Source organism: Marinobacter sp. LA51 (assembly GCF_030297175.1).
Lineage (GTDB): Bacteria > Pseudomonadota > Gammaproteobacteria > Pseudomonadales > Oleiphilaceae > Marinobacter > Marinobacter apostichopi.
In genome coordinates, this window is the sequence record NZ_AP028070.1 from 3498555 (window position 1) to 3510757 (window position 12203).

Below are 12203 nucleotides of genomic sequence, written 5' to 3' on the forward strand. Positions count from 1 at the left end.
CAGAATATTGTCGAGTGGCGTATAAGGCGGAAAGCACTTAGTCTACCTTTTAATGACCATGCCTCAAAATCAGGCATAGCCGAGACACCGGCCCGATAGGCATCCATCCCCGCCCGGCCGGAAACATTCAGGAGTTGTTTCGTTCATGCAAGAACCCACCATCAATGCTCTGGTATCACCAGAAGGCAGCCTTGAAATCCTCTCCAACCATGAGGTGAATCGCCTCAAGGACCGAAGCGAGGGCGGCCTGTACCGATTGTTCCGCCAATGTGCCCTGGCGGTCCTCAACACCGGCGTAGAGACCGACGACTGTAAGGCCCTGATGGAAGCCCACGCTGACTTTGACGTGCACTTGGTCCCGCAACCGCGGGGATTGAAACTGGAACTGGTTAACGCGCCAGCCCACGCCTTTGTCGACGGAGAAATGCTCCGGGCCATCCGAGAGCATCTGTTCTCGGTACTGAGGGACATCATCTATTCCCACTCCATCCCCCAGTCCGCCAGTGGTTTCCGCCGCGACGATCCCGAGGACCTGACCAACCTGGTCTTCCACGTTCTGCGTAATGCCCGGGTTCTGGAATCCGGACGCCAGCCAGACCTGGTCGTGTGCTGGGGTGGCCACTCCATCAGCCACGAGGAGTACCAGTACAGCAAGGAAGTGGGCCATCAACTCGGCCTGCGGGCACTGAGCATCATTACCGGCTGCGGCCCCGGCGCCATGAAAGGCCCGATGAAGGGCGCCACCATTGCCCACGCCAAGCAGCGGGTGAAAAACGGGCGCTACATCGGCATCACCGAACCCGGCATCATCGGTGCCGAGGCGCCGAACCCGATCGTAAACGAACTGGTGATCATGCCCGACATCGAGAAACGGCTTGAAGCCTTTATTCGCTGCGGCCACGGGGTGATCGTGTTCCCAGGTGGCGTTGGTACTGCCGAAGAGATTCTGTACCTGCTCGGCATTCTGCTGCACCCGGACAATGCCGACCTGCCGTTCCCGGTGGTCTTTACCGGCAAGCAGGAAAATGCGGAATACTTCGAAATGATCGACAAGTTCATTCGGAACGCCCTGGGCGACGAAGCGGCCAAGAAGTACGAAATCATCATTGATGATCCGGTCCGGGTAGCTCAGACCATGAAAAAAGGCATGAAGGATGTGGAAACCTTCCGGCGGGCCATGCAGGACGCGTATTACTTCAACTGGATGCTGAAAATCGACCCGGTATTCCAGCTACCGTTCCACCCCAATCACGAGAACATGCGGAGTCTGGAATTGCATCGCGACCAGCCCGTGCACTTGATTGCGGCCAATCTGCGCAAGGCCTTCAGCGGTATTGTGGCTGGCAACGTCAAAGAGGACGGGATTCGCCAAGTGCAGGCCAAGGGGCCCTTCGAAATTTCCGGCGACCCGACCCTGATCAAACCCCTGGAAGCGATGTTGGATCAGTTTGTGGCGCAGAACCGGATGAAACTACCCGGCTCCTCGGCTTATGGGCCTAGCTATCGCATCGTCAGTGGGGCGGCCTAGGCCGCCACACTGACCTTTCAACTGCCTTCGGAGGCGCGGCCTTACTTGCCGCCATCTGCCGGCAGGCTGGCGAAATAGGCAGCCAGGTTAGCAATATCGGTGTCACTTAGGGCAGCCGCCTGGCCCTGCATAATGGCCGCCTGGCCACCGGTGCGCTGTTTGTTCTTATAGGCTTTGATGGCAGAAACCAGGTATTGCTCATTCTGACCCGCCAAGTTCGGGTATGTCGGGATCTGGGCAATGCCATTCTGGCCATGGCAGGCAGCACATACGGCGGCCTTGGCCTTACCTGCAGCAGCGTCAGCCGCAGTGGCGAAGCCCGGAATGGCAGCACTGAGCGCAAAAATTCCCGCCACGGCGTAGTGTTTCAGTTCCATTGTCTTTACCCTCTCTTCATCGTTTTTGGTATTTGCCCACCGGTAGTGGATACTGGTTTTAAAACCTGCTGTGTTCTTATAACACAGAGCACGGCCCAGCCAAACGCGTTAGAACAATAGCTTTTGCGCCCAGATGATTCTCGAACACCGGAGACTCCCTCAATGTCCATAGCAGTTCAGGAACTTGAATGCCTGGAAGGCCGAATTGGCCTGCTGACACTGAATGCCCCCGCCTCACTCAATTCGCTCACAGAGGCCATGGTCAATGACCTCCAGTGCGCTCTGGACGGCTGGGCGGAGGACGACCAGATCTGCCTGGTGGTGCTTCAGGGCGAAGGGGAGCGGGCATTTTGCGCCGGTGGCAATATCCGCAATCTGTACAGCGCTCTCCAAGGCGCTGGCGAACCCGATGCACCGGCACGCTTTTTCGCCAATGAGTACCGACTAATCGACAGCCTGCACCGGTTTCCGAAACCTGTGGTGGGCGTGGCCCACGGCGCGGTCATGGGTGGTGGTCTCGGACTGTTGTCCGCCTGCCGCTACCGGCTGGCGACGCCGGACGTGACCATGGCGATGCCGGAAATCTCGATTGGACTGTTCCCCGACGTCGGCGCCAGCTGGTTTCTGAACCGCCTGCCGGGCCGGATCGGTCTGTTCATGGGCCTGACCGGGGCCCGATTGAACATCACCGACAGCATTCGAATTGGCCTTGCCGATATGGTGTTGCTGCCGGAAGACCGGGATCTCATGATTGGCACCTTGCAGGACCAACGCTGGACCGGCCAGGCAGCCGCAGATGACAACCGGCTGTTCCGGCTATTAAGCCAGATGCATGCTCCGGACTACCGCAGCCTTCAGCGCAGCAATCTGGAGCAGCACGAACAGCACATCGCCCGGCTGAGTGCAGGTGATGAACTGCCGGAGATTGTCGACCAACTGCTGTCAGCGGAAATTGACAGCGAATGGTGGAATGCCTGCATGAGCAACCTGCGGGGAGGCTGCCCGGTTACGGCCTGGCTGGTTTGGAGCCAACTCCAGAAAGCCCAGCAGATGTCATTCAAGGATGTATTGCGCATGGAATTGGCGATGGCGATGGAATGCACTCGGCGCCCGGATCTGCCGGAAGGCATCCGGGCGCGATTAGTGGACAAGGATCAACGACCAACCTGGTCGTACAACTCAGTTAGCGACGTTCCCGCAGAGGTAGTGGAGGCACACTTCCAGCCGGAATGGGACGACCAGACCGACCCCATGCAGCTCGGCTGAGGCTCAGTGCCTGGCGCCCGCCTGGACCAGCAGCATATCGAGATCCTGGCTGTTGTTGGCCCGGGCCACATCCAGCGCAGTGCGGCCTTCCGGCGACCGGTAATTCACATCCGCGCCTGCGGCCAACAACATTTCTGCGGTCAGCAAATCGCCACTGGCAACAATTTTCATCAGCAACGACTCACCGCCCTGACTGACATTAACGTTCGCCCCCGCCGCCAGCAGTACCTTCACCACGGACAAATGGCCCTGCTCAGCGGCACGCATGACCGGAGTATAGCCATCGGCGTTGCTGGCATTGACCTGGGCTCCGGCCGATAACAGCAGTTGTACCAGACGCCGACTCCCCTGCGCCGACGCCACCATCAACGGCGTCTGGGCACCCGCCGCGGCCAGATCCGGCGCTGCCCCCTCAGACAGCAGGTACCAGGCAATCCGATCCTGTTTGGCTGCAACCGCAGCCATCAGTGGCGAGCCGTTTTCGGTCAGCGTATTGAGTGATTCACCCGCTTCAGTCAGTGCCACCACCCGATCCAGATTTCCGGAGGCGGTCGCCGCCATCAACGGCGTGGCGGCAATGGTGGAGGTTTCATGGGTCAGGTTGGTCGGTTCCATGGGGGTGGCGCAGCCGGACAGCCAAGCCAGGATCACAACACAGGACAACATCAGACAGCGAGAGTAGCCGGTTCCCTTGGCCATAAAAAACGGTCTCAATCGGTTTGGAGTGAGCCTATTCTGGGCAGCAGCGCAGCAGAATTAAATCGAGCGGGTCACAACTCCGGGCCGTTTTGAAGAAGTTGACGAACCAACGCCCGCAGTCGATCTTCTCCATCGCGCTGCCCCAGACACAGGCCTTGCCCCTGCAGTGTTTGCCAGCTCTGCTGTTGCAGAACTGCGGCAACCCAAAGCAACAACTCGTCTTGAGCTTGCAACCAGGAGAGCACGCCCGGCACGGCCCAGGTCTTACGCAGCACGGGCAACGAGAGCAGAAAGCCACGATGACCGTGGGCAAAACTGTGCAGGTCCCGCCGATCATCGTCACTGAGGCGACTGGCGGCCGGCAATTGAGCACTCAGGGCTGCCGCCAGCCGGGCATTCAGCGCCGGCCAGGCCAACGGCAACAGGGTTGGCCAGTGTTCGGCCAGGCGTTGCTGCAGGCGTGAAACCAGCTCTTGCCCACCGGCACTGCACCCGGCCAGCATCTGTAATGGGTACTCTCCACTGCTAGCCTCCTGGTTCAGGCCCAGGCGCACGGGGACCAAATCGCAGGCACGCCAGAACTGCAGCAATTCCTCACTGCCACCAAAGCTGGTGCCCACCGTATCCAGGTTTTCCTGCACGGCAGCCTGCCTGGCCGCGGCCACCAATCGGCAGCCAACACCCAGCCGGCGGGCATGATCAGCCACGGCAATCCGGGTAATTCGCAGACATTGCTGACTGGCTGCTTCCGGGAACCCGCTGTGACTGGCCAGCGATTGCGGCAACAGGTGACCACGAAGTCGTCGCTGACCGAGAGTTATCTGTTCCGCCAGTTCAGGGCTGATGCCACCCTCAATAACACCCCAGAGAATACCCACGGTGGTGTCGCCCACCCGGGCGCGCCAACTGCGCACAGTTGTCGCATCCAGCCATTGCCGGAGATCCGCGGGCGTGGTGCGGTAGTGCGCGTCCACCAACAACCCGAACGCCTCCGACAACTGCTGATCGTCCAACTGCCGGGGCTCAAAGGGTTCGATAAGGACATCGGCTGCGTCCACGGTCTCGGGCGCCAGCTCAGGACTGTCAGCCGCCAGCAGGAACAGGCGGGAGATTAAGGGCTCCAGGGCATCGGTGGCGGACCAGCGAATGGGCGCACTGAGAGTCAGCGCTTGCCAGTGCGGTGTTTCCCGATCCAGAACCTGCCGAAACCGAATAGCAAAACCACGGCCTGCACCCTCATAGCCATGCACGGTGGACGAAAAAGCCACCCGCGGCCAACCCAACAGAATCTGCTTCAATAGCGCCGCCGGCAGGGCTGCCGCCTCATCCACCAGCACCACCTCGGCTTCCGGCTTCTCCGCCAGAAGATCCCGAACAGTCAGGAACCGCAGGCTGCCACCCGCACGGGTTTCCAGCGCGGATTCTGAGGCGGTGAGGATATCGTCACCAAGACTGTGCTGGGCGTGACGAAACAGCGTTGCCACATTATCCCGGGAAGGCGCAGTCACCAGAATCTGGCGCCGGCCCTGGCGCAGCAATTCTGCCGCGGCCATCCCGAGGGCTGCGGATTTACCACGGCCCCGGTCCGCCGTGACAACCACCGGCCGGCGACGCCGACCCAGACCGAACCGCACCAGCCGATCAATCAGGTCACGCTGATCATCGGTCGTCTGCACCGAAAATGGCTGATCTGGTTCCACGAGCACGGGCAGATCAACTGACGCCGACTGGCCGGATTTGACCCGAATTACCTCAGAGTCAGCCGCCAGCAAATCCGCCATTCGCGCGGCAAACGGGTGCTCGGGAAGGTCATCCAGACCGGTTCGGGCGTAATCTGGATCGGGGAAATTCGACCACTGATCCAACGGCGGCATCAGCCAGAACAGCAGGCCACCGGCCCGCAGCGTTCCGGATAGAGCAGCAAAGGCATCGGGCGGATTGCCGTGCCAGCCATCCCAGACCACCACCGAAGTCTCACGGCCCAGCCACTGCCGAATTTGCTTGGGTGCGATGGGCGTTAACGCCTCATCAGGCCGGTCCGCGTCCGGCCCCACCCAGACACCAGCCGCTGTTGCCAGCGCTGGCAACAGCGTCGCCAGCCAGCTCAGGGCATGAGCGCGCTCACCCTCAATCAACACAAGACGGCGCTCGCCACGCAGCCTCAGCCCACGCTGGAATAACTGCCAGGCGTTGAGTTCTTCAGCCGTGAGCACACCCGGAGTCATTAGCTGAGATCCACCGAATGACGTTTCAGGTCGTTCAGTTCGCACATTTCCAGAGTGGCCTGATGAGTCGCCCGCAACCGCACGCGCGGGGCAGCTCCGGCCTCAAAAGCTTCCTGCCAGCGCGCCGCGCACAGGCACCAGCTGTCACCTTGCCGTAGGCCCGGAAATCCAAATTCCGGCCGGGGTGTGCTCAGATCGTTGCCCTTGGCTTTTGAGAATTCCAGAAACTCATCGGTCACCACCACGCACACGGTGTGAAAGCCCAGGTCGTCCGGCCCGGTGTTGCAGCAGCCGTCCCGGTAGAACCCTGTTTGCGGATCAGTGCCGCAGGTTTCCAGATTTTCGCCCAGTACGTTGACGGATTCGGATATTTGCATGGATTTGTCCTCTATCTCCAGAAGTGAGCAGGCTTTTGGTTTGGCTTTCCAAAACTGTGCGGAGCCATGGATGGCGGAGCTCAAGCGTCACATGGACGTGCTTGAGCGGGTTTTGGAAAGCCAAATCAAAGGGCTGCGACAGGTCCCGGAGTTGTAGTTAAATGACTTTGAATAGGTTTTTTCAATTATGCGGGACGGGTACCCGCTCTACCAGTTGGCCAGTACAATACGCCCTATGCCAACCAAACCCCAACACGCCGCCCTCGATCTGCCAGATTTTCTCACCGACGAGCAACGGGCGATCATCACCGCCGGTTACGAGCACTCCGTCATCACCGCCGTAGCCGGCAGCGGCAAGACCTCTACCCTCGCCTGGCGCATTCGCTACCTGCTGCAGCAAGGCCACGACCCGGATCGCATGCTGGTGCTGATGTTCAACCGCAGTGCGCGGGTGGATTTCGGGCGCAAACTCCAGGAGGTCTGCCACCAGAGCGGGCTGGCACTGCCGGAGATTCGCACCTATCACGCCATGGGGTTGCGGCTGTACAAACGGTTCGTCCACGAAGGCTACCTGCCGGGCTTTTCAGACAAGATCCTGACCGAACAGGAGATCAGCTTTCAGGCCTGGCAACTGACCCGCCGCCTGGCGCCCGAGGACCTGGCCGGCGAGATCCGCCGCAACAAGAAGGATTTCGTGGAAACCGCCACCGGCTTCATTGATCTGGTGAAAACGACCTTGTCGCCAGCGGAAATCGTGTTCGAAGAGCTTGGGTACGCCGACAAGCACCGTTACCTGATCGACCTGTTCCACAGCTTCGAGCAATGGCGCAAAAGCCAGAGCCGCATCGGCTACGCCGACATGCTCTACGAGCCGGTGATGGCGATTCACCAGAATCCGCCACTGCAGCGGTTGGTGGGTAACAAGATGGACCTGATCCTGGTCGACGAGTACCAGGACACCAACGAAATCCAGCATTTGCTGCTGCGCTATGTAGCCGGTGACCGAGCCCGGGTCACCGTGGTTGGCGATCCGGACCAGACCATCTACGAATTCCGGGGTGCCAAGCCGGAATTCATCCTGAAACGGTTCAGCGACGAATTCGAGAGCCCGCTGGAGCAGACGCTCAGCTACACCTTCCGTTACGGCCACCGGGTGGCTCTGCTGGCCAACCATCTGATCTGCCACAACACCGGTCGCAAAGATGTGCTGTGCCACTCGCATCCCTCGACACCCGCCACTGAAGTGGAGCTGCACCGGGTCGACAGTGACAGCGACGCCGTGGTCCGGATTCTGCAGCAGACACCCGAGGCCAACCTCAGCGACACCGCCATCCTGTTCCGGGTCTGGAGCCAGAGCGTGCCGATTGAGCTGAAACTGCTGGCCCGGCAGATTCCCTACCGCATCGATGCCGGCAAGGGCGCCCTGTTCAGCCGGGAGGTTCAGGCCATCATCTCCGTGCTGATGGTAGTGACCGGCCGATTGAGCAACCTGCCCGACACCGACCGGCTAGAGGTAGCACGACAGTTACTGCGTTTCCCGCACGTGGGCCTGAAAGAACCGGAACTGGAACAGCTGGCCCGCTTCCTGTCCGGCTTCGCCAACGACTGGCACGAACGCCTGCTGGCCATGGACTTCGATGCCTTGTCGCCCATGGCCGGGCGCAAGCTGCGCAAGCTGGGCGAGGTGTTGAGCCAGCTGCGCGGATATAAGGGCCCGGTAGCGGGGCTGATCAGTGTGTATGCTGAGCACACCGACCTATATGAAGGCATTCGAAGCCTGGCGTTGACTCACGAGAGCGCCGAAGAGCGGATCGACACCGTGCATGGTTTTCGCGAGTACCTGAAAAGCCTCGATGTGGATGCCAATGGTGCCCTGGATCATCTGAAAACGCTGAAACAGCAGGCGGGCGAGAACCCGCAGGGCGGTGTTCTGCTCTCCACCATCCACCGCACCAAGGGCCTCGAGTGGCCACGGGTGATCATCCCCGGCCTTCAGGAAAAGTACCTGCCCTACAGCCCCAGGGCCGAAGACGACGCCCGGGCGATCCTCGAAAGCGAACGGCGCCTGCTGTACGTGGCGATGACCCGTTCCCGCCAGCAGTTACACCTGCTCAGCCGACCGGTGAGTGCCCAACCCCACCTGGAGGGCGATCAGGGTCCCAGCCGATTTGTTGAAGAATTCTGCTTCGATCTGGCCCACGAACTCGGGCGCCTACTTGATGAAGGCAACCACAATACGGACACCGCCATCGAACTGGCGGCTCCGATTACACCCGTGAGTCTGCGCTACGCCGAACGAGAGGGAATTTCCCTGAACGGGTCTGAAGTAACCCAGACCGACTCCACAAGCGTGCTCTGGCACCGGCAACGCCTGAGCCACGCCATCTTCGGTGCCGGCAGCGTGGTCAGCGAAGACGAAAGCGCGTTCGAGGTACGCTTCGACAACGGCGACACCCTGAACTTCAGCAAGAAAAGTGCGCACCTGTATTTCACCCCTCTAGCCTGACCTGACCAGAACATCTAACCAATTTCTTACGTAAAATTAATGGCTTACGAGCAATATCCGGCGCTCAAATACTAAAATCTGCGGCAGCTTTATGCCAAACTGCGCCCGCTTCGCACCTGCGAACTCAACTCAAAAAGTCGGACAGGAGGTTCTGCATGAGCATCATGCGATCATGTGCCATGGCTGCGGTTGCCGCGACGTTGGTCACGCCAGCTATAGCCGAAGAGCGCCGGGACACGATTTACATTAACCCGTTTGCGGGGTTTCAGTATTTTGATGACAAACGAGCCCTGGATGAGAGCGCCACTTACGGTTTTGGCGTGGAATACCGCTTCCTGCCGAACTGGGCGATTGAGGGCGTGTACTCTCGGGCCAATGCCGACCACAAATACGGTAGCGGCGATTTCGATTTTGAAGAAGTTCGTGTGGACGGCACCTACTACTTTGCCGGCCCGGAAGAAAAGTGGAACCCATACGTATCGCTCGGTGCCGGGCATGCCGATTTCGGTAACGACTCATCCCGCATGGGCACCTCCGGCAGCAACCATGATGAAACACGCGTGAACGTGGGCACCGGTGTGCGATACAACGTCACAGACAGGTTCTCGCTGCGCGGGGATCTGCGTGAATTCCACGGTATCGACGAAAGCACATTCGACACCCAAGTTTCCCTGGGCTTCAGCCTTGCGTTCGCCCGAACCACGACATCCCCCTCTTCTGCTCCGGCTCCTGCCCCGGTTCCCGCGAAGCCGGCAGATAGCGACAACGATGGCGTGATCGATAGCCGTGACCAGTGCCCTGGCACCAAGGCTGGCGTAACCGTGAACACTGCCGGATGTGAGCTGGACGCTGACAACGATGGTGTCGTCAACAGTGCCGACCAGTGCCCGAACACCACGGCAGGAGCGGATGTCGATGCGACCGGTTGCGAAGGTGTGACTGAAACCATCGAAACCTTCGAGGTAGAGGTACAGTTTCCGACCAACAGCTCCGTTATTGGCAGCCAATACGATGACGAAATTCGTCGCGTAGCCGATTTCGTGAAGGCTCATCCGGAAACAGTGGTCGAAATTGGTGGCCACAGTGACGACCGTGGTGATGCGGACTACAACCAGACGCTGTCCAAGCGCCGTGCCCAAGCCGTTGCCAAGCGTCTTACCGACGCCTTCGGCATTGATCCCGAGCGCGTTACCGCAGTGGGCTACGGCGAAACTGAACCCGTAGCGAGCAACACCACCGCCGAAGGGCGCGCAGCCAATCGCCGCGTAGAGGCCCGCATACAGGTACAGCGTTAATGCGCTAACACCTCAGCAAACAAAAAGCGCCCACTGCCGTGGGCGCTTTTTTTTGGCTTTTCCCTGGCGCTCTTTGATTATTCAGCCTTGCCTCAAGCTTTATCCGCCTGGCCTAAAACGACTGGAACCAAATGGCCTCCCGTTTCGTGCTAGTAGGGATATAACCCTCAGTGCCAGTTACCTTTTTTGCTGTACTGACCCGAATTCCGGATCGCCCGGCTTTTCCGCACTCGCGGCTCTTTACTACCCACCCTAACAGGAGACTCTGCATGAGCATCATGCGATCATGTGCTATGGCTGCCGTCGCGGCTACCTTGGCATCACCGGCAATGGCTGAAGAACGCCAGGCTACCACCTACATCAATCCGTTTGCCGCCTACCAGATCTTCGACAATGAGCGTGAGCTCAGCGAGACCGGTACGTTTGGCGTGGGTGCTGAATACCGCTTTACCCCGAACTGGGCTGTGGAAGCGCTGTTCTCCCGGGCCGATGCCGATCGCGAGGGTGCGCTGGGTTCTTCCGATTTCGAAGAAATCCGCATGGACGCCATCTACTACTTCGCCGGGCCTGAAGAAGCCTGGAACCCGTACCTGTCAGCCGGTGCCGGTCATGCCGATTTCGGTACCAACGCAGCAGCGCCACGAACCGCGGGCAGCAACCACGATGAAACCCGGTTCAACGTGGGCGCCGGTGTGCGTTACAACATCACCGACATCGTGTCCCTGCGCGCCGACCTGCGGGAATTCCACGGCGTTGAAGACAGCACCTTTGACACCCAGATCTCCCTGGGCCTGAGCCTGGCGTTCGTACACGCCACGCCCCCGCCGCCCGACGCTGACAACGACGGCGTTATCGACAGCGCAGACCAGTGCCCCAACACGCCTGCCGGCGCCAAAGTGAACCGTACCGGCTGCCAGCTTGATGGCGACCAGGACGGCGTTGTCGATGCCCGTGACGCCTGCCCCAACACCCCCCGCGGTGCAAAAGTGGATGGTCGCGGCTGTGAACTCGACAGCGACAACGACGGCGTTGTGAACAGCATCGACGAATGCCCGAACACCGCTGCCGGCGCCAAGGTAGATGCCAAAGGCTGCGAAGGTATCACCAAGACCATCGAAACCTTCGAAATCGAAGTACAGTTCCCGCTCAACAGCGCCGAAATCGGTGATTCGTACGATGACGAAATTCGCCGGGTTGCGGACTTCCTGAAAGCCAACCCCGAAACCATCGTTGAGATTGCCGGCCATTCCGACAGCACCGGCGCTGCGGACTACAACCTGAACCTGTCGCAGCTGCGCGCCGAAGCCGTCGCCGCACGCCTGACCGATGCCCTCGGGGTTAACCCGGCACGCGTCAGCGCGACAGGTTATGGCGAAACACAGCCCATCGCCTCCAACGACACGGCCGAAGGCCGCGCGACTAACCGCCGGGTTGAGGCTCGTATCAAAATTAAGCAGTGATACGCCGAATACTGCTGCAGTAACGAAAAAGGCGCCCTCATGGGCGCCTTTTTTGTGAGCGGCTCAGCCGCACGCTTGCTTAACCTTGTCTCGGAAATCTTTCCGGAGCTGCTCGTTCTCCTCTTCGGTGACATAAACCCGGTCACCGTTTTCGTCCAAATCGTAGAACGTGGAGATCCGTTCCATGTTCTTTAGCTGAGCCCGCATCTTGGCGCATAAATCCGCCTTCTTAGCTGCCTGCTCTGCTGCTTTCGCCTGATCCACCTGACGCGCTTCCCGGTCCTTTTGCTGTTCCGAGAGGAAATCCTGCATGCGCTGCTGACGCTCCTGAGCCGAGGCGTCGTTGCTGACCGGTGGCGGAGCTACTTTAACCTTCTTAGGCGCGACTTCAGCCGGCGGCTGATCACCAAAGTGAGTGCGGCCTTCTGCATCGACCCAGCGATAAACGCCGGCGCTGACTGACATGGAGA

Annotated in this window: 10 protein-coding genes; 5 read left to right on the forward strand and 5 right to left on the reverse strand. The window is 59.9% G+C overall.

Features of this window, described 5'->3' with window-relative positions:
- Window positions 1-145 precede the first annotated feature (145 nt).
- Entirely contained in the window at window positions 146-1528 is a 1383-nt protein-coding gene (ppnN, locus tag QUE89_RS16150; RefSeq protein ID WP_286221059.1) for a nucleotide 5'-monophosphate nucleosidase PpnN, read from the forward strand.
- 41 nt (window positions 1529-1569) lie between these two features.
- Here the strand turns inward: ppnN and QUE89_RS16155 are convergent, their stop codons facing one another.
- Window positions 1570-1905, reverse strand: coding sequence for a c-type cytochrome (locus tag QUE89_RS16155; RefSeq protein WP_286221060.1), 336 nt, complete (start codon window positions 1903-1905; stop codon window positions 1570-1572).
- A 162-nt stretch (window positions 1906-2067) separates the two neighbouring features.
- On the opposite strand from QUE89_RS16155, the gene QUE89_RS16160 reads away from it, so the two are divergent.
- Complete coding sequence (locus QUE89_RS16160) at window positions 2068-3171, forward strand: enoyl-CoA hydratase/isomerase family protein (protein WP_286221061.1); 1104 nt, start codon at window positions 2068-2070, stop codon at window positions 3169-3171.
- Between the two features lie 3 nt (window positions 3172-3174).
- Here the strand turns inward: QUE89_RS16160 and QUE89_RS16165 are convergent, their stop codons facing one another.
- From QUE89_RS16165 to QUE89_RS16175, 3 genes are all read right to left on the reverse strand, one after another.
- On the reverse strand, window positions 3175-3870 hold the full coding sequence (locus QUE89_RS16165) for an ankyrin repeat domain-containing protein (protein WP_286221062.1): 696 nt from the start codon (window positions 3868-3870) through the stop codon (window positions 3175-3177).
- A 71-nt stretch (window positions 3871-3941) separates the two neighbouring features.
- Window positions 3942-6095, reverse strand: a complete 2154-nt coding sequence (locus tag QUE89_RS16170; protein ID WP_286221063.1) for a tRNA(Met) cytidine acetyltransferase TmcA — start codon at window positions 6093-6095, stop codon at window positions 3942-3944.
- Window positions 6095-6472 (reverse strand): DUF2237 family protein, encoded by a 378-nt coding sequence (locus QUE89_RS16175; protein WP_286221064.1) that lies wholly within the window; start codon window positions 6470-6472, stop codon window positions 6095-6097. The genes QUE89_RS16170 and QUE89_RS16175 overlap by 1 nt, the downstream gene beginning before the upstream one ends.
- A gap of 187 nt (window positions 6473-6659) precedes the next feature.
- On the opposite strand from QUE89_RS16175, the gene QUE89_RS16180 reads away from it, so the two are divergent.
- The 3 genes from QUE89_RS16180 to QUE89_RS16190 all read left to right on the forward strand — a co-directional run bounded on the left by QUE89_RS16180 (window position 6660) and on the right by QUE89_RS16190 (window position 11733).
- Complete coding sequence (locus tag QUE89_RS16180; RefSeq protein ID WP_434784080.1) at window positions 6660-8978, forward strand: ATP-dependent helicase; 2319 nt, start codon at window positions 6660-6662, stop codon at window positions 8976-8978.
- 155 nt (window positions 8979-9133) lie between these two features.
- Window positions 9134-10273: an OmpA family protein gene (locus tag QUE89_RS16185; protein WP_286221066.1), complete on the forward strand. Its 1140-nt coding sequence runs from the start codon at window positions 9134-9136 to the stop codon at window positions 10271-10273.
- Between the two features lie 269 nt (window positions 10274-10542).
- Entirely contained in the window at window positions 10543-11733 is a 1191-nt protein-coding gene (locus tag QUE89_RS16190) for an OmpA family protein (protein WP_286221067.1), read from the forward strand.
- Between the two features lie 63 nt (window positions 11734-11796).
- Here QUE89_RS16190 and QUE89_RS16195 read toward each other — a convergent pair whose 3' ends face one another.
- Window positions 11797-12198, reverse strand: a complete 402-nt coding sequence (locus QUE89_RS16195; RefSeq protein WP_286221068.1) for a DUF4124 domain-containing protein — start codon at window positions 12196-12198, stop codon at window positions 11797-11799.
- Between the last annotated feature and the right edge of the window lie 5 nt (window positions 12199-12203).

Coding starts and splice junctions, on each gene's coding strand:
- QUE89_RS16160 (WP_286221061.1), top strand. CDS start 2,068: ATGTCCATAGCAGTTCAGGAACTTGAATGCCTGGAAGGCCGAATTGGC.
- QUE89_RS16180 (WP_434784080.1), top strand. CDS start 6,660: ATGCGGGACGGGTACCCGCTCTACCAGTTGGCCAGTACAATACGCCCT.
- ppnN (WP_286221059.1), top strand. CDS start 146: ATGCAAGAACCCACCATCAATGCTCTGGTATCACCAGAAGGCAGCCTT.
- QUE89_RS16170 (WP_286221063.1), bottom strand. CDS start 6,095: ATGACTCCGGGTGTGCTCACGGCTGAAGAACTCAACGCCTGGCAGTTA.
- QUE89_RS16155 (WP_286221060.1), bottom strand. CDS start 1,905: ATGGAACTGAAACACTACGCCGTGGCGGGAATTTTTGCGCTCAGTGCT.
- QUE89_RS16195 (WP_286221068.1), bottom strand. CDS start 12,198: ATGTCAGTCAGCGCCGGCGTTTATCGCTGGGTCGATGCAGAAGGCCGC.
- QUE89_RS16185 (WP_286221066.1), top strand. CDS start 9,134: ATGAGCATCATGCGATCATGTGCCATGGCTGCGGTTGCCGCGACGTTG.
- QUE89_RS16165 (WP_286221062.1), bottom strand. CDS start 3,870: ATGGCCAAGGGAACCGGCTACTCTCGCTGTCTGATGTTGTCCTGTGTT.
- QUE89_RS16190 (WP_286221067.1), top strand. CDS start 10,543: ATGAGCATCATGCGATCATGTGCTATGGCTGCCGTCGCGGCTACCTTG.
- QUE89_RS16175 (WP_286221064.1), bottom strand. CDS start 6,472: ATGCAAATATCCGAATCCGTCAACGTACTGGGCGAAAATCTGGAAACC.